We start from the raw sequence: 18,862 nt of genomic DNA, 5'->3' as shown, positions 1-18,862 counted from the left end.
TATGAAGTTGGCGACTTTTTAATATATTGATAGTTTTAATTAAAATTCAACAGTATCTAAAGCTGACAAGCGTTCTTCTGCTGTTTTACGATTTGATAAGAAAGCTGCAATTCTAGCATAATGTAAGTGTTGCTTAGCAGAAAGATCGTTGCCCCGTTTTTTCTCAACATTAGCCAACATCTCACTCAAATCCGGAACCCAGAACAGATCAACACGCTTGCGCAATGCCAATAAACCTTCTTCTAATATTTGCGCTGCCTTATCTAATTCATTTTGTTCAATCAAAAATTCGGCATAGTACTGACGACCTTGTAGTGCGCCATGAAATTCTAATTCGTTTGCCGTTAACAAATTAGGCTCAAGTTCATAGGCTAGGTTAAACTTTTCCTTAGCACTTTCAATATCACCTTGTAAATAATAGTTTGTTCCCATTTGTCGATAAGCATAAAACGAATAAAAATCTCCCAATGATGGCGTTTTTTTATCTACCGCTAAGCTAGCGTAATAGATTACTTTCGCAAAATCCTTTTTATTGTAGCATTCATCAGTTGCCTTTAAAATATAATAGGCTTGAATTGTAGGTGCATTTTGACTCAATGCTTTTTCAAATTCTGAGAACTCAGCTAAAGCATCATGCTTCATTTGCAATACAACTTTTCCTAATAGTTCTTTAGCTTTTTGCGTTAAAAAATCACCAGATACAAATTCTGAAATTTCCAAATTCAAGCGGTCTAATATAGCCAACAATACATCAGCATTAGGCACACGATTTTGGTTTTCAACTAAAGAAATTGTGGCTTGTGTTGTGATACCTTCTGCTAATTCAACTTGCGATAAACGCATTTTTTTACGTGCAGCACGAATGGCTTTACCATCAAAACTGTCTTTTCTACTATTTTTTACCATTAATTAAACTTCCCTATCTTTTCTTCACCCAAAGTAACAAACTGATAACTTAATTGCGCATTTTTTTCAAATTCTGTAAAACCATATGTTATTAACATATCTACAAGTTTTACATTATCAATATCTGAATAATCCCACAGTCGTTTAAACAACGACATATTTGTAAAACCAGGTAATGTATTTGGCTCACCTAGATATGGCACATTGTTTTCATCTAACAAGAAATCCATCCTTGCCTCACCTCGTAAATTCAGAACTTTATAGGCTTCTATAGCCATACTTTTCACTTCATTTGTTACAGATTCTGGTAATTTCGCAGGGATTTCAAAAAGCACATCTGAATTATCGACAAATTTATTATTGTAATCATACCATGCATCACCAGAACCTTGATTTGGTAATGTATGAGCACCAATTTCCGACACAATTGGTTCTTCGTTACCAATCACACCAACTTCCAGTTCTCGCGATCCTTTGACAGCTTGTTCAACTAAAACTTTATAGTCATACTGAAACGAATCTGCCAGAGCCGCTTCAAATTCAACTGCAGTTTTAGCACGAGAAATACCAACAGAGGATCCTTGGTTAGCTGCTTTGACAAAAACAATATCACCAAGTTCTGCGATAACTTTTTCCCAAGTCCAGTCTTTAGCCGTCTTAGGATCGAGAACGACATATTTTGTATTACGAATCTTGTTGACCGTTAATAATTCCTTGGTCATAGCTTTATCAAAACTCACTGCATGACCACGCAATGGTGCACCGACATAAGGTTTATTCAATAATTTAAACAATCCTTGTAACGTTCCATCCTCACCTAAATTACCATGTACAACTGGGAAAAAGATATCGAAATCGCCACCTTCACTTAATGCACGGATACGAGCCAATGGATCAGTTGTATCAATTTTTGCCATGTAGGCATCAACAATTGGTTGCTCATCCTCTAAAGCCAGTACACGTTTTGAACTTTCTGGATCTAAAAAGTAACCATTTTGTGCAATTGCAAAGACCGTTATTTGATATTTCCCGGTTGCTTTAATTGCATCATAAAAATTTTGAGCTGAACGTTTTGATACATCGTGTTCTGATGAATTACCACCAAATAATAAAGCAACATGTTTTTTAGTCATTATATTTTACTCCGAATTTTATTATATCAAAAATGAGGTAATATTGCTTAACATACTCTTTTAAGTTAAGTAATCTTTTGTTTGCTCTGCATAATCATACAATTTTTTTGGTACGTTTTGTGAACCACGCAAAATAATTTCGTGAAAAAAACGTGACCTATTATATAATTGATGCCATTGTGCTTCTGTTTTTAAATCACGATGTGTGACAAGATCTTTTCGCCATAATTTTAATGTTAATAGGACATAATCAGCATACAGTTCATGGGCATTAGCCGCATATATGACAACTTCAACTAACCGCTCTGTTTCACCCATCATTAACGGTTGCTTCAATTCACGGTAACCAGCCAACATGCTTGCCAACAAAAATAATTTATCTGCGCGCATAAGTTGTGGCATCATAAACATTTCAGCCAATACATTTCCAATATGCGTGAATGCATGTGCCCAACCATTTGTACCAATATATCCTCGTGTATCACGTTCAAGAGCCACATATAACGCCATTTGATTAATAATAAGATCTATTTGGTCTGCAGACATAAAGTGTATTTTAGTTCGTTGTTTAAAGAGCAATAACGATAACACTAATACACTGAACGACCGACCATAAATACCATCATTTTCTGGCTCTAAAATATGCGAAAACAATTGTTCATCTGACACCAGACGTTGCGTTAACCAACGAAGTTGATCTTCAGAAATTAACTCATTTTGTATTATATCACTTAGAAACAAAAAAGCACCTGTATCACGATATTTTGGTGATGGATTAGCTAGTTGTGTGATAGCTAATTCTATATCTTCATCAAAAATTGTCGTTAATTTTATGTTATTTAACTCATCCTCAGTTCGGATATCTAACTGATGATCATATGTTTGAAATCGCTCCAACACATGTTCACCATTTTCAGGTAATACAACTGGCGTAACGCTTTGAGATGATAACGTCATCAAATTTTCTGATATTATCGGACCTAATGATTGAAATATATCACCATTGCGTGTCTTTTGACGTAAGATACTAAACTTTCTCTTGATTTCTCTTAATTCACTCATTAAATTGAAAACCCTGTTGCTTCTTTAAAAGTGTCGTTTTGTTGCTGATAACCAATTGTCAGAATTAAGCCAACCCCAATTAAATTGCCAAGTAACGACGAGCCACCTTGAGATATAAATGGTAATGGGATACCAGTTAACGGTAGCAAACCAATACTCATCCCAATATTTTCAAAAACGTGGAACAAAACCATCATGACAACACCAGTTGCAATATAGGCATAAAAAGCGTTTTGTGCTTTAAATGTCGCTCGTATTAATCTATAAATTAAGCCAAAATACAAAGCAATTAATATTGTTCCACCAATAAAGCCAAAACTTTCGCCAATAACTGAAAAAATCATATCAGATTCTCGAACTGGCACATAAACTTTTAAATTGCCAAAACCATTACCAGTTAGTTGGCCAGATCCAATTGCCTTTAAACTTTGAAATGTTTGGTACCCTGATGCTGATGTATATTGATCCGGATGTAACCAAGTTTGAATACGATCAAATTGGTATAACTTAAATCCTAATGAATCAAGAATCATTTTCCCAGTAGTTGAGGTCACAAGTGCTAATAATGTCACACCAATCGTTGCTACGATACCAATCACAGGTGCTAAAATCCGCCACGTAATGCCAGAAACCAAAGCAACGCCTCCGAATATGGCAATAAATACTAGCAATGTACCCAAATCGTTTTGCAAGGCAATTAGCACAGCAATTGGCAAAAACCAAAGTGCCATTTTTCCTAACAAAAGTCCGTCCGATCGTGTTGTATGATGTTCATATAATCGATTATGCTGTGCAACAACTCGACTCAACATTAAAATAAATGCTGGTTTAACAACTTCAGATGGTTGAAATGAAATAGGTCCCAAAACAAACCAGGATTTAGCTCCTGTTAAATTTGCCATTTGCTTATCATATAGGATTAAAACAGCAACCAATAAAAATATGCCCAATCCATAGGCCAGCGGTGCCAAGCGCCAAAGTTGAGAGGCATCGAAACGTAATAGGAATATAATAATCAATGTTCCAATTATCCAAAAAACACCCTGCACAATGGTTGTTCGTAAAGCCATTTGCATAGTCCCATACTGAGAATGAAGTGCTGCTTGAAAAATAGAGCTCAATCCAATGATCATAAATAATAATAGCGCTAAAATAATACCCCAGTCTAGTTCTGAACCGGATGTACGGCTACTCATTTGTCGTGATGGCGTATGCTGCATGTTGGTGTTCCTCGTCTATGTACAAGCCCTCATCATAAATATGATAAGGGCTTCTGTCATTATATTATTGATATAAGTTAAAACTGGCTAGAATAGCCTGTAAAGCCTCATCTTGTGTCTTAGCTTGATTAATCACTGCTTGTTGTCCAAAATAGCCCACAAAACCGCGGTCTGCTTTTTCGATATAACCAACTTGTTTACTATCGATCATCACTTGTGTTTGATCTTTCACAACTACGAGGTCTACACTAAAATTTTGATTCTTTTTCCGCATTTTATAACCCTTTACGATTCGATTTCATGTGTTCAAGTAAGGCGCCTGCCCCTTTGGCAACATTATCGAGTGGTGAATCAGAAACAACGACCGGCACTTCTAACGCATCAGCCAGTAATTGATCCATGCCATGAAGAAGTGCACCACCGCCTGTTAGCATAATCCCACGATCAATAATATCTGCTGCTAATTCTGGGGGGAGTTTTGACAAAACTGAATGTGCTGCGCGAACAATCTGTTGTAGTGTGTCATGTAGCGCTTCTTCTACCTCATTAGAGTGAATTGTAATCGTCTTTGGCATGCCTTCGAAATTATCACGGCCACGAACTTCCATAGTCAAAGGTTCATCAACAGGCAAAGCAGAGCCAATTTGAATTTTAATTGTTTCTGCTGTACGTTCACCAACAATTAAGTTATGATGTTTTTTTAGGTAAGCAACAATATCAAAGTTCATTTTGTCACCAGCCACACGAATTGACTCAGAAACAACAATATCCCCCAATGACAATACGGCAATATCCGACGTGCCACCACCCATATCAATAACCATTGATCCAATTGGTTTAAAAATATCTAATCCTGCACCAACTGCTGCAACCTTTGGTTCATATTCCAAATATACTTTGGCTCCACCGGCTTTTTCAGCGGCTTGAATAATAGCTTTACGTTCAATTTCAGTAATATTAGTTGGTGCACAAATCATGATATTTGGCTTTGACATAAAGCCCTTCACATTGAGTTTATCCACAAAATATGTCAGCATCGCTTCCGTCACGTCAAAGTCCGAAATAACGCCATCTTTTAAAGGCCGCACGGCACGAATATTTCCTGGTGTACGCCCTACCATACGATAAGCTTCTGAACCAACAGCTAACACACGGTCTGTCTTGTCATCAACTGCCACCACTGATGGCTCATTTAATACAATACCCTTGCCTTCTACATAAATGAGAACGTTGGCTGTTCCCAAATCAATGCCAATATCTTTTGCCATGTTTAATCTCCAAATTTATTATTTTCATAAATGAGCACATACGTACCGACTTGTCTATATAATCTAATCAATTATACCATAATTATGAGATGCTTTTGGACTACTTTCCAAACACTGCGCTTGGCATTTCTAGTATCCAGTTCGTCATTGAAATAAAAAAACTTGATAACAAATAACCAACAACAATTGCCATGACAATCTTCAAAAACATCGCTTGTGTAGGCGTGTATGGCATAAATTTTGCAAAATTTATCGGTCTTATCAGCCAAAAAACAAAATAGACTGCAAGTATGTTGATACTCAACATAAATATTGGACTCATGGTATTATCGATCTTTCTTGATTATTATCAATTTTTTAAGTTTAACTTTTAAAACACTTGTGTTTAGACAATGTCGTGGTTTTATTATATCAATAAGTTCGTGCTTTTTGTAACTTATCCTGTACATTTTTATGCATTTTCTAATAAAAAAAGCATATAAGCTCTTTTAACTCATACACCTTCTTTATCGATGTTTTGTCAAATCAACATCTTCCAATTTAATTTTTTTTGTTTTATAACGAATTTTATAGGTCACAAATAAAATAATAAATAGTGGTACCGATAAATATGTCACGCCTATTTTTTCCCAATTTAAATTTGTGAAACTTGCAGGATCTTGACCAATAATCACGCCCATCGAAATAATCAAAGCAAATATTGGGCCAAAAGGAAACCATTTAGCTTTATATTTTAGATCACTCAATTTTTTACCTTGAGCAATATACGCTCGCCGGAAACGATAATGCGAAATTGCAATCCCAACCCAAGCGATAAATCCTGTCAAACCTGAAGCATTCACTAACCATGTGTAGGCTACCGATCCGCCTTTGGTATTAGAAATAAAAGCTAATAAGCCAATAACAGTTGTTAAAATCAACGCTGCAACCGGCACCCCACGTTTTGATAACTTAGCAAATATTTTAGGTGCTTCCCCTTTACGTGCCATAGCGTAAAGCATACGTGTTGACGCGTAAGAACCGGAATTTGCTGATGAAACAATTGATGTTAAGATAACTGCGTTCATTAAACTTGCAGCAAAAGCAATACCTGCATTTTTAAAAACAATTGTAAATGGTGATACAGCAATGTTTTCTGTAGACGAACTTAGCAAGCGTGGATCACGGTAATACACTAAAGCTGAAATAACAAAAATTGCTAAAATATAGAACAATAAAATACGCCAAAATACTTGATTGATTGCTTTTGGCACTGATTTGTCAGGGTTTTCTGCCTCACCGGCAGTAATACCAATCAATTCTGTTCCTTGAAATGAAAAACCAGCAACTACGAAAACTGACAAAATAGCTTGTGGTCCGCCAACAAAACCATGATTCCCAACAGATAAGTTTTTCATAACGTTCACATCAGAATGAATGACACCAAAAATCGTTGCCAATCCAACAATAAGAAAGGCGATAATTGTGATCACTTTAATCATTGATAGCCAGAATTCTGCTTCACCAAACGCGCCTACTGAAAATAAATTAATTAAAAAAATGAATACTAAGGCAACGGCTGAAAAAATCCAACCTGGTACATCAGGAAACCAAAATTTCGATACCAATCCAACCGCTACAATATCGACAGCTAATGTAATTGCCCAGTTAAACCAGTAATTCCACCCCATAGCAAAACCCAATGCCGGATCAACGTATTTACCAGCATAATCAGAAAAGGATCCTGAAGTCGGCGCGTAAGTTGCCATTTCACCCAAACTTGTCATTAAAAAATAGACCATGACACCGATAGCCAGATAAGCCACAATTGCACCAAAAGGTCCTGCCTGAGCCACTGTAGCACCAGAAGCAACAAAAAGTCCTGTACCAATTGAACCACCTAAAGCTATCATAGATACATGGCGTGTTTTCAAATTACGTTTCATACCATCTTGTTGCTCACTCATAAAAAATCTCCCTAGTTGGGGCAAATAAAAAGCCCCTTTCTAAATACATAGAAAGAGGTTCAAAAAGTCATTGTTTAATCAACTTTTCAAAGCACATCACGTTGCGTGACAGTCTAACAATTATTAATTGTCAGCCCAGTATTATTCTGCCAAGAATCATACTTCGGCAACCGTCCCTTTTACGTCAATTCAACATCCTTGGCGGACTCATTCACGTGACTCATGTTGGCTGCAACCTCTTTGATAACTTGAATATCATATCATTTTTAAATTAAAGTGTCAATTTCTAGTACGTGTCGCCAATGTTTTGCCCGTTTTCGATATTGATATTCACTCAATTGCCACCAAAAATAGCCAAAAAATAATGATCCTAGACCGCTTGAAAATGGCATGTCATTACGTTGTATACAGACCATTAACATTAGCCACCAAAAAATAATAGCAAACATTGTTAATCCTTGGCGCATCCGCCGATTTTTAACAAAACGTGGCATAATAATCACAACTACAATGGCTAATAATTGTAACCACCATACTAACAATATATTAGGTATGGTTGGCCCAAGCTTGGGCCCTGATACCCAATGGATTTGTAGAATAAATGATATTGTCAACGCTAGCAGCATTGACAATACTTGTGTGACAATAAACCACCACATAGCAATTTTATAATTCATAAAATAAAGTAAACTGGATACAAGCACCATAGCTGGCACCAAAATCCAATAATGAGCAAATAAACCACCGAGACTTATCCAATTTTGTACACCACGTGGTATTAAATTTTTAATGACCAAAGATGCACCATTATCGATAACATGCATAAATAGCATATCAAATCTGACTTGAATTGCCAAAAATAAAAATAGTGCACAAAAGATAAGTATTAGTAATTTTCTTAGTTTATCAGGCTGTATTAACATTCTATTAACTCTCTTGTTTATTTACCACGATAATTGTACCATTATATACAATGTTGTCTTTTAAATTGTTAATTTTTGTTATAATTTAATATTGCCTTTATCTTTGTCTAGTATCATGATAATATGTGATTTTTAATTAAAATACACTAATTGCGCAATACTAACTATCAGGAGAGCTTCCATCATGGAACCTAAACCAAACTCACGTTTAAATCGTCATCAAAGTCCCAGTCACAAATTGCGTAATAGTATTCTTTTTTTAATGACGGTACTATTAATTGTTGTTAGCTTCTTCATATGGCGAACAATCAATAGCACAAAAGGCGTTGTTGACAAATCTTATGCTGGCGCTGGTTTAACTAAATCTCGTAATGTCTCTAATGTGATTAAAAGTGGCCATCCTATTTCAATTTTATTGTATGGTACAGATACTGGTGAACTTGGACGAACATATCGTGGCCGTACGGATTCGATGATGTTGCTCTTAATCAACCCAAAAACGAAACAGACAACCATGGTTTCTTTACCTCGTGACGCAATGGTATCTATTGTCGGATATGAGGATACTTTCCCTCAAAAACTTAACGCAGCTTACGCCTATGGATCAACAGCAACTTCAATTAAAACCGTGGAAGCGTTTCTAAACATTCCAATTGATTTTTATGCTTTGGTCAACATGGGGGGCTTAGCCAACATGGTGAATCAAGTTGGTGGTATTTCAGTTGATTCACCAATTGATTTCACGTATAGCCAAGAAACTGCACACGATTATGGTCCTAATCTTTACAGATTTCATAAGAACAGTAACAAATATGAACATTCTGATGATAATGGTCAAACTTGGTCTAAATCAAAAACAAAGATGAACGGTGATGCTGCATTGGCCTTTTCTCGTATGCGTTATGATGATCCTGAGGGCGACTATGGTCGTCAAAAACGTCAACGTATCGTCTTGGAAGGTTTAATAAAAAAATCTGCCAATGTCTCAACATTATTAAACGAAAAATTCATGTCCACTATCTCAAGTAATGTTCGCACTGATTTAACTTTTGGCGATATGACAACAATGGCTAGCAAATACATCAAAGCTAAAAATAATATTATCACCGAACATATGCAGGGTGTTAGCACAAGTTACCCTGATTCTGAAGGCAATAACGTATCTTATGAAGTTATCCCTCAAAAAGAAAAACAACGTACAACTAACTTCATACGTGAAGCTTTGGGCTTAAAACACAAACAAACTGGCCGACCATATGGTGGTGAGATACCTGCTGAATTATCAACAACGGCTACATCTTTACGTCCAATTGGAGACAACAGTACTGCAACAAGTGCTAGTGACAAATGATACAGGTACACGATAATAACCACGCATCAATTTAAAAATAGCGCACAACGACAGTTTCGTTGTGCGCTATTTTTTGAATTAATTACTATCCAAAATAATCTATCCCCATTGCATGGCGAACATCTTTCATCGTTTCTTCTGCAATAACATTAGCACGATTAGAACCCTCTTGTAACATACGCAAAACAGCAGGTATGTCTTGCGCATACTCTTGACGACGTACTCGAATTGGTGCCATTTCAGCTTCCATAACTTCAATGAGATGCTTTTTAAGTTTCATATCCCCTAAACCGCCAGCTGTGTACTGATCTTTTAAATCCTGCACACGTTGCTTATCAGTGTCAAAGATGTCTAAATAAGTAAAAACAATATTACCTTCAACATGACCTGGATCGGAAATGTTAATATGCAGTGGATCCGTGTACATTGCTTTCACTTTTTTTGCCATCGTATCCGTATCATCTGAAATATAAATACCATTTCCTAGTGATTTAGACATTTTTGCATTACCGTCAATACCTGGTAAACGGCCTTGACCTTTCGGCGGAAATACACCAACAGGTTCAACCAAAACATCAGAATGATACGCATGATTAAACGAACGTACTAACTCACGTGTCTGTTCTAACATTGGTTCTTGATCATCCCCAACTGGCACTTTGGTTGCACGGAAAATAGCAATGTCAGCTGCTTGTGACACAGGATAAGTTAAAAATCCTGCTGGAATACCCTCCCCAAAACCTTTTTGTGAAATTTCAGCTTTCACAGTTGGATTCCGCTGTAATCTCGCAACAGAAACTAAATTCATAAAATACTCTGTCAATTCAAATAAACCTTTAATTTGTGATTGAACAAATATAGTTGTTTTTTTCGGATCAATACCAACAGCCAAATAATCTAAAGCCACTTCTGTTAACGCTTGATGAATTTTTTCTGGATTCCTTGCATTGTCTGTAAAAGCTTGTGTATCCGCAATCATCACAAATGGGTCGTATTGACCTGAATTTTGCATTTTTACACGATTTTTTAATGATCCAATATAGTGACCAATATGTAACTTACCTGTTGGCCGGTCACCTGTTAAATAAATTTCTTTAGACATATCAAACTTCCTTTACTTGCAACTTATAAAATATATTATACGATATATCACAATAACTTCCTAGTTAAAAAAATTAGATTAAGGTTGACTTATAATGTGAAAAAGATTAGAATTATACCATTAATAACCGAAAAGGAGAATCTAATATATGAAATATGCAATAGTTGGTGCGGGTGCTATGGGGTTGCGATATGGTATATTACTTCAAGAAAATGCAGGTGTTCCAGTAGATTTTATTGAGCCAACACAAGCTAGCCTTGATAAAATAATTACTCAAGGTCATAAAGTGTGGAAATCACGTGATCACAAGGAACGTCATGAAATAAAAATTAACATTTTCTCACCAGAATCATATGAGGGTACGCCAGATGTTTGGATATTCTTTATGAAACAAATGCAATTACAGGATGCTTTAGATCGTTTAGCACCAAAATTCAAATCTAATCAAACTGCCCTGGGTGCGATGAATGGAATGGGCCACATCGAAAAGTTACAAAACTATTTTGATGACGACCATATTATTGGTGGCACAGCTATGATTGCTACAATATTAAATGATTTTGGTGACGTTGATTTTATGGGCGATGAGGGTGCTGGTTCGTCTGTCTATGCCAATCTTACTGAGAAACCCTCAGAAACAATGACTGCATTACAAACTGACTTTAAAGCTGCCCATTTAAATCCATCTTATACAGAAAATTTCATGGGTACTTTATTAACTAAGGTCTTCTTCAATGCTGTTGAAAATTCTATTGCCACTATGTTTCAGTCACGTATGGGTCAACTCATGGCTTATGATGGCTTTTTAGAAGGCATCGCACGTCCCCTCATTAACGAAGCTTATGATGCTGCTGAAGCTTCTGGCATTGAATTGATTGAAACACGCGATGATATGGTTGATCAAGTTGATTATGTATCCAACGTATCAAACCCCCTTCACTTCCCCTCGATGTATCAAGATTTTGTTAAGGGCCGACCCACAGAAGTTGATTATATCAACGGTTGGATTGCTAATCTGGCAGATAAAAATGGTACCCAAGCACCAAACCATCATTTGGTGACAAACTTTGTACATCTTGCTGAATCTATGCGTAAATTCACACCACCTGTAAATAAACTCGCACCTGATTATACTGGTGTATAATCAAAAAGCATGCCACAATGTGGCATGCTTTTTTACTGCAATAATGCTAGTGTTTTGACATGTTTCTGACCATTAAAATATTTAGCTAACGCTTGTTTATAAAGCTTTGAGCTGCTAATTTGACTGAATAACGTCAAACTTGCTTGAAATTTTTCAGCATCAATTGCACCAAACACCACTACTGGATCATTCGTTTCTAAGGCAAGTGCTATGGTAATAATTTTTTCCAAACGTTCTTTTAATGTTGCATCATTCAAATATGCATATGCTTCTTTTTGATCATGGATACCATAATAAATCGCCCGTTCACTACGCCCCAGATCACTGAGTTGTGGCAGAACAAACCACATCCAGTGTGTTTTTTTCTGACCATTTTCAAGTTCAATTAATGCATCTTCATAACTGTTAACGCCTACTATTTCACCATTTTGAGCATCTATAAACCTTTGTAACTCACTATTTAGTGTCAGTACTTGCACACTATTTGTTTTTTTATACTGACGATACATACGATAAACTGCTTGACCAGAAAAAGTAAGATGCATATGATCAATTGTTTGCGGTGAAACCCATTTTTTCGCATCTATTTCTGTTTCGTCCACGGCACCGTCTTCGAAAAGCCAGTCATTTAGTAGAAAAACATTTGTATAAAGCTTAGCAGTGTCACCATTTGGATAATGCGCAACAAAATTGCGTCCAGATATTGTCCCCATTAACTTGAGTTTATCAGGATCCGCGTGTATACCAGCTTCTTCAAGGACCTCACGCGCTGCATTTTCTTGCCATGCCATCTCAGGTTCAATATAACCACCTGGAAAAGCCCACCCGGCAAAATCACGATTATATATCATCAATAACTCGCCTTTTTTATTTTCAATCACAACATCAGTTGTTGGCATAACGAGTTCAAAATTATGACCAATAATTTTACGTATTTTAGCAACATAAGAATCTTTATATGGCATATTCTCAATATATTCCTTTCATCATGTTATTATCTTTAATTATATCAATTAAACGATTAAACCGTAAACTTATTCAATACCGTTTCAATATCTTTAATGATTAACGATGTCGTCCCATTAGACTGGTTAACAAATTCAACTTTAGTTTTGTCTTGATAAATAGCCATCGGAATAGAAATTTCAATACCTGAATCTAACTTAAATTTTTGAACACGATATTTTTTCTCATATTTTTTTGTGTTCTCTACAGGTATCTCTTTATCCACAATTTTTTTTGAAATTTGTTCTCTATATAGTGATTTTGCCGGTTCATTATCATTAAAAACTTTTTCAGCAATCACCTCAGTGTCAATGCTCCCCGCTTCTAACGCTTCATAAATTGCTGCCTGTGTTGTAGCAAGTGCTTCATGCTCCGGCAAATCATCATACTTTTCAGCAACGTTTTTGATTGTTCGTTTAATAGTTTGCAAATTTTCTTTAATTGAAACATCAGGTATGATATCTAAAAACTTCTCTGAAAAATATGCCACCCGATGGCCATCAATGAGATGCTTCTTTTCAATTAAATGATACTTATTCGTCGTCATATTAATTAAAATAGCTTCATCTACTGTTTGTGTTGCCGCAGGTAAAACAGCTTGATTTAACACCAAGTTATTAATCATTTTGTCCGAAATATACGCGACCGCATGTGCATATCGCGGAGAAAAATTTAATTTTATCATACCAAAAATTGGTCCATCATCAGTCGTTGCCTGAAAGCTCAATAAATCTCCTGCTTGAATATTTTCACTTCCTGTCACCACTTCAAATAATTTCATCGCCAATTCCGTGGTCATTTTTGGAAAATCTTTCTCTGCCAATATGGTTTGTAAATAATCATTCCCAGTTATTGTACCCGTCTTGACATCACCAGCATATATTTTATTAACAAGCTTCTCGACATAATCATGTACCCCTATGTCGGTTACTGACATTTCACCTTGAGAAGCAATCAAGTTACCAGTATTTGTGTCTAGAATATGCAAAATGGCATGCTGAATAATCATTAATAGTCTACCCTCTAAATTTAATGTTCTTATTATATCATGCCAACATGCGTCTCTTTTATACAAATTCCAAATAAATCATTGCATTAAGTGATGCAATTTGTCACTTTTTAAATTATTTACCGTATACTGCGTTAATGGTCTACCCACTTCAAGATACGTTATTTTTACTTGCAGCAAATCATTCTCTACCAAATAATCTAAATATTTTTTAGTAGTGACTCGTGATAAAGCAACGCTTTGTGATAGCATATGATTAGAAAAAGCATCAGAAAAGGTACAAATTGTCGTAATAATTAATTTAAGTGTCGCATCGGAAATACCTTTTGGTAATCTCACATCCAAGTGTTCTAATCGTGACTCACCCTGAAAGTACTCATTAATATCTTGTTGTGATATTTTTTCTTTCCCCAAAGCTATCTCTTCTAACATCAGAAATTTTTGAATTGCTTGATTAAACCGCTCCATTTGAAATGGCTTTATCAAATAGTCTACAACGCCATTGATCATTGCCTGTCTAACAGTTTCCCGGTCATCTGCAGCTGTAATCATAATCGTAGCCACTGCGTTATGTTTTTTTCGTAGTTCAGTTAAAAAGTCTGTTCCCTTACCATCAGGTAAATATACATCTACAAGTAATAAATCGATTGTTACCATATTCATTTTTACCTGAGCATCTTCTATACACCCTACAACTATTATCGGTTCAAATAAAGCATCAGATAATCGATTTAAAAATTGACTAATAATATCTGCTACCATAGGATCATCTTCAACTATTAAAACACTATACGACATTTACATAGACCTCCTACTTCTTAGTGGATATTCAATATAAACTTTAGTTCCAATGTTCAATGTTGATTGAATATCAAAAACGCCTTGATGATCCGTAATAATTGCATTAACAGTAGTTAATCCAAACCCACGACCATGACCTTTAGTAGAAAAACCAATAGTTAAAATGTTTGAAAATTGATCAGATGCTATACCAGCACCGTTATCCTCAATAGTAATAACAAGTGTCTCTCCCTCATCATCATATCGTAACAATAAATCGATTTTTTTCTGAGCAATATCACTATCAGACAATGCGTCAACTGCATTATCAATAATATTCCCTAATATTTTAATAATATTTGTTACTTCTCTTCTCAAAATATCCAGCTTAGGTAAACAAGTCGATTCACCTATATTTAAGATAATTTCATGTTCATGTGCGTAATTTACTTTGCCAATTAAAAAACCGACAATAACAGGCATTTTAACACGCGCCATAATATACCCTATATTCTGTTGATAATCACTCGTTAATTGTGGTATCAATTTGTTCACTTCATCATATTTTTTTAATTCAATCAGACCTGTAATAGCTTGTAATTTATTCATAAATTCATGTGTCTGCGCTCTTAGTGCCTGTGCGTACTGTTTTGTACCATCTAATTCCGCCACAATTTCTTTAAAATCTGTAATATCACGAAATAATAAAAGTGATCCGACCGCTGGGCTAACCAATTGTGCCACAGAGTATAGATATGCACGTGTTTTAAACAATACACGGTTAGGGTTAGTGTCACTATTTTTTGCTGGCACCACAAAAAATGTTTGAAAAATTTCAACTGGTAAATGATCACCAATATTTCCTATCCCTGGTAATAATTGATCGGCTGCCATATTTTTTGCAATAATAGTTTGTTGTTCATCTATCGCCAGCAAGCCCTCCATCATGCTATTTTCAATCGTATTTTTTTCAACTAATTTTTTTGCAATAACATATGGTTCCATATCTAATAGTATTTTTTTTATCCATTTAGCCAAAAAAATTGCCCCTACGATACCAATTAACAACCCCACAATTAATCCAAAAAATATTGGACGCCTTGCCGTTTTTATAGATCGTGCAATAGTATCTTCTGTCAAGCCCACACTAACAAGACCAATAATATCATGATTTGCATCATATACAGGGTCGAAATAACGATAACCCAATCCCAGCACACCAACTTTAGTCGAAAAATGTGCTTTGCCTTGTAAAGTTTGACGTGCATCCTGTGGCGAACTAAATTTTTTGCCAATTTGTTTGTCATTTGGATGAGACAATCGATACAAGCCATCATTGACTACAACGACAAAATCAATATTAGCTGTGTTTGCCAATCGTTGCGCATATATTTGTACAGAATTTTTGTCGCTTTTAGAAGCATTTAATGACAAACCACGAATAATTATCGGCTCTGAAGCGGCTATTTGAGCAGTACTTTTTAACCGTAAATTAATGTTTTCTCGCTCATTCTTTTCAATAACTTGTTGTAATAATATACCCGTTGTTCCTAACGAAATTACCGTTGCCATAACAACAATTCCGATAATTATTACATATAATGGTATATTTTTGATTTGTTTCACATCAAACTCCCCACGTTTATACATCATCTTGAATATATCACAAAAAAGATTCAGACGTTCCTGAATCTTTTATACGCTCATTATTTATAGTGCTGTGACGACATCATTAGTTGTTGACCCTTTGACTAGCATGTCATTAAAATTTTGATAGCTAGTGTTTATCATATCAGTCAATGCTTCTTCAGTATATGATCCAATATGCGGCGTTAATAGCACTTTAGGATATAAATCAATTAATGACGTCACTTCCTTGTCATTTAAAAGATGACTATCATCAAACTGCTGACCAAATATCTCTTTTTCATGCAAAATAACATCAGCACCAAATCCACCAAGTTGCCCAGTTTTTATTGCAGTTATAATTGCTAATTGATCTGTTATTTCTGCGCGAGATGTATTAATTAAAATAGCACCTCGTTTCATTTGATTAATTAACTTAGTATCAAAGAAATGATCATTCTTTCCCGGAAAATGTGGCACATGTAAACTAACTACATCTGACATAGATAATAATTCTTCTTGTGAAACAAATTTCAATATTGATTTAGCAGTATCCGACTCATAAATGTCATATCCTATAATTTTAGCACCCATACCTTTATACAGTTTCGCTTCAGCTAATCCAATACGACCAGTTCCTATGATGCCGACTGTTAAATCATGAATTTCTCGACCAAACAAATCAGGCTCAACTTTAAAATCAGCTACTGCTGCACGTGAAGTTGCAATAGCAGTACGTCTCATGAGTGTAATACCCAAATTCATTGCTAAATCGGCTACCGCATATGGTGAATATGAAGGAACGCGTGCTACAGTAATTCCTAATGTTTGTGCTGCCTTTAAGTCAATATGATCATAACCAACTGTTCGTGTAAACACGTACTTAATACCCCAAGCACGTAACTGCCGTAATATTGGTTCAGAACCATCATTATTGGCACGTAGTAAGACGCCATCAGAGCCTTTTGCAGTAATAATATTTGATTTTTTTAAATTATCAGTAATTAAGTTTAATTCATAGTCAAAGATATTTAATTTTTTAAAATAATCAATTTCGTTTTTCCGAACACCATAGGCTGTTATTCTAAACATATTTATCTCCTTTTAACTAATTAAACAATCCAGTATGCGCAATAATATTCAGCACAACAATCCAAATTGGCGTCATTACAACAGCGCCCAAGGTTGCCAACAAAGATGTGTTTGACGCAAGTAATGCTTCTCGATCAAAACTAATGGCATAAGAAACTGCGACTGTAGCTGGTGGTGTTGCCATCATAATCACAATAACAGACAGCGCTGTTTGATCAACTGGCAAAATATGCGTCATTGATAGAATCATAAGTAAAATAATATTAATGATAGGCACCACAACAATTTTAATAAATGTATAATACCAAGATGTTTTATCTGAAAAAGCCTTTGTAAATGAAATTGATCCTAATGTTGATCCAATTGCCAACCAAGCTAATGGTGAAGCCAAACCAGATAGATAAGTTAACGGCTTCATTAACCACAATGCTGTTAAATCAATTCTATAAAAAGCAACATTTTGCATTTTACCAGTTAAATCAGTTACCGTAATAGTTGGCATATAACCCTGTACTAGCCACAATATAAGACCAGCAAAGGTTGCGATCACTATAGGATTAAGAAACATTTTTTTAATATTTGATGTCTCCATTTTTAGTCCGGACATCTTAATATAAGCATATGAATAAAGAAAAATACGATATCCAATGTTAAATATTGAACCATATAGAATTCCTTTAGTTCCCCATACAGCGCCAACGATAGGCAACCCAAAAAAAGTTGTTGATCCAAAAATAGATAGTACTTTTAGAGTCATTTGTCTATCACCCTGTGTTTTGTACATTGCAAAAAATGGGTTCATTACAAAAATTAACACAACATACATAACAATTCCCCAGATTAAAACATTAGTACTTTGACTCAACGTTTTAGGATCAATTGGTTGCATGAAGGATGTAAACGCCAATGCAGGCAATGCAACGCTTAATACAACTTTCGTCAACGTTTTAGCAAACATATCTGTAAATACTTCTCGCTTCCGCATAGAATAGCCAATTAAAATAATAAATACTGTAGATGTGATGGCGCTCACAATACTAGCATTAGTGAACGTCCTCTCCAATGCATTGAAAAAGTCCATTTTTAAAACCTCCAATAAATTTATTGTACTTTTCAATAACTATAATAACTTCATTATGTGAATTAGTTAACAAAAAGAAAGTAAAGTAACTTATGTAACTTATGTCACTACAACTTTTTAATTTTAACCGTACATGCAATTTCCATTGCCCTTTTTAACGTATTGCTTATTTCTCAAAAAATAACACAAAAAAACTAAACGTCATATACTAACG

Annotated in this window: 18 protein-coding genes and 1 riboswitch; of the genes, 2 read left to right on the top strand and 16 right to left on the bottom strand. The window is 35.3% G+C overall.

Annotation, left to right across the window (positions count from 1 at the left end; all coding sequences use genetic code 11):
- Positions 1–39: 39 nt before the first annotated feature.
- The 9 genes from EUI_RS0102770 to EUI_RS0102730 form a co-directional block, all read right to left on the bottom strand.
- Positions 40–906 carry a helix-turn-helix domain-containing protein gene (locus EUI_RS0102770; RefSeq protein WP_010015921.1) on the bottom strand — a complete coding sequence of 289 codons (867 nt, stop codon included), beginning with the start codon at positions 904–906 and terminating at the stop codon, positions 40–42.
- Positions 906–2,039: a D-alanine--D-alanine ligase family protein gene (locus EUI_RS0102765; RefSeq protein ID WP_010015920.1), complete on the bottom strand. Its 1,134-nt coding sequence runs from the start codon at positions 2,037–2,039 to the stop codon at positions 906–908. The genes EUI_RS0102770 and EUI_RS0102765 overlap by 1 nt, the downstream gene beginning before the upstream one ends.
- Before the next feature lie 60 nt (positions 2,040–2,099).
- Positions 2,100–3,101 carry a DUF2785 domain-containing protein gene (locus EUI_RS0102760; protein ID WP_010015918.1) on the bottom strand — a complete coding sequence of 334 codons (1,002 nt, stop codon included), beginning with the start codon at positions 3,099–3,101 and terminating at the stop codon, positions 2,100–2,102.
- Positions 3,101–4,321, bottom strand: coding sequence for an FtsW/RodA/SpoVE family cell cycle protein (locus EUI_RS0102755; RefSeq protein ID WP_010015917.1), 1,221 nt, complete (start codon positions 4,319–4,321; stop codon positions 3,101–3,103). The genes EUI_RS0102760 and EUI_RS0102755 overlap by 1 nt, the downstream gene beginning before the upstream one ends.
- A gap of 64 nt (positions 4,322–4,385) precedes the next feature.
- Entirely contained in the window at positions 4,386–4,595 is a 210-nt protein-coding gene (locus EUI_RS0102750) for a DUF2969 family protein (RefSeq protein ID WP_010015916.1), read from the bottom strand.
- Between the two features lies 1 nt (position 4,596).
- Positions 4,597–5,589, bottom strand: coding sequence for a rod shape-determining protein (mreB, locus tag EUI_RS0102745; RefSeq protein WP_010015915.1), 993 nt, complete (start codon positions 5,587–5,589; stop codon positions 4,597–4,599).
- Between the two features lie 100 nt (positions 5,590–5,689).
- Positions 5,690–5,911, bottom strand: coding sequence for a DUF1146 family protein (locus tag EUI_RS0102740; protein WP_029508501.1), 222 nt, complete (start codon positions 5,909–5,911; stop codon positions 5,690–5,692).
- A 184-nt stretch (positions 5,912–6,095) separates the two neighbouring features.
- Complete coding sequence (locus EUI_RS0102735; protein ID WP_010015913.1) at positions 6,096–7,535, bottom strand: amino acid permease; 1,440 nt, start codon at positions 7,533–7,535, stop codon at positions 6,096–6,098.
- Positions 7,536–7,616: 81 nt separating this feature from the next.
- Positions 7,617–7,784: riboswitch (Lysine riboswitch) on the bottom strand.
- Between the two features lie 17 nt (positions 7,785–7,801).
- Positions 7,802–8,458: a hypothetical protein gene (locus EUI_RS0102730; protein ID WP_010015911.1), complete on the bottom strand. Its 657-nt coding sequence runs from the start codon at positions 8,456–8,458 to the stop codon at positions 7,802–7,804.
- 184 nt (positions 8,459–8,642) lie between these two features.
- Here EUI_RS0102730 and EUI_RS0102725 point away from each other — a divergent pair, with 184 nt between their 5' ends.
- Positions 8,643–9,809, top strand: coding sequence for an LCP family protein (locus EUI_RS0102725; RefSeq protein WP_010015908.1), 1,167 nt, complete (start codon positions 8,643–8,645; stop codon positions 9,807–9,809).
- A gap of 85 nt (positions 9,810–9,894) precedes the next feature.
- Here the strand turns inward: EUI_RS0102725 and trpS are convergent, their stop codons facing one another.
- Positions 9,895–10,911, bottom strand: coding sequence for a tryptophan--tRNA ligase (trpS, locus tag EUI_RS0102720; protein ID WP_010015907.1), 1,017 nt, complete (start codon positions 10,909–10,911; stop codon positions 9,895–9,897).
- A 148-nt stretch (positions 10,912–11,059) separates the two neighbouring features.
- On the opposite strand from trpS, the gene EUI_RS0102715 reads away from it, so the two are divergent.
- Positions 11,060–12,055, top strand: a complete 996-nt coding sequence (locus EUI_RS0102715; protein ID WP_010015905.1) for a ketopantoate reductase family protein — start codon at positions 11,060–11,062, stop codon at positions 12,053–12,055.
- A 32-nt stretch (positions 12,056–12,087) separates the two neighbouring features.
- On the opposite strand, the gene EUI_RS0102710 is transcribed toward EUI_RS0102715, so the two are convergent.
- From EUI_RS0102710 to EUI_RS0102685, 6 genes are all read right to left on the bottom strand, one after another.
- A complete protein-coding gene (locus EUI_RS0102710; RefSeq protein WP_010015903.1) occupies positions 12,088–13,020 on the bottom strand; it encodes a DUF1810 family protein in 933 nt (310 codons plus the stop codon).
- Between the two features lie 56 nt (positions 13,021–13,076).
- The gene (locus EUI_RS0102705; RefSeq protein WP_010015902.1) at positions 13,077–14,069 is read right to left on the bottom strand and encodes a nucleoid-associated protein; all 993 of its coding nucleotides are present in this window, start codon (positions 14,067–14,069) and stop codon (positions 13,077–13,079) included.
- A 78-nt stretch (positions 14,070–14,147) separates the two neighbouring features.
- Positions 14,148–14,867, bottom strand: a complete 720-nt coding sequence (locus EUI_RS0102700; RefSeq protein WP_010015900.1) for a response regulator — start codon at positions 14,865–14,867, stop codon at positions 14,148–14,150.
- Positions 14,868–16,475 (bottom strand): ATP-binding protein, encoded by a 1,608-nt coding sequence (locus EUI_RS0102695; RefSeq protein WP_224156786.1) that lies wholly within the window; start codon positions 16,473–16,475, stop codon positions 14,868–14,870.
- Between the two features lie 84 nt (positions 16,476–16,559).
- The gene (locus tag EUI_RS0102690; protein ID WP_010015897.1) at positions 16,560–17,567 is read right to left on the bottom strand and encodes a 2-hydroxyacid dehydrogenase; all 1,008 of its coding nucleotides are present in this window, start codon (positions 17,565–17,567) and stop codon (positions 16,560–16,562) included.
- Between the two features lie 16 nt (positions 17,568–17,583).
- Complete coding sequence (locus EUI_RS0102685; protein WP_010015896.1) at positions 17,584–18,648, bottom strand: AEC family transporter; 1,065 nt, start codon at positions 18,646–18,648, stop codon at positions 17,584–17,586.
- Positions 18,649–18,862: the final 214 nt, after the last annotated feature.

Origin of the sequence: Leuconostoc gelidum subsp. gelidum KCTC 3527, from assembly GCF_000166715.1 — a bacterium.
Lineage (GTDB): Bacteria > Bacillota > Bacilli > Lactobacillales > Lactobacillaceae > Leuconostoc > Leuconostoc gelidum.
The sequence above is the reverse complement of the archived record's forward strand: the minus strand, read 5'-3'. Positions and strand labels throughout refer to the sequence as shown.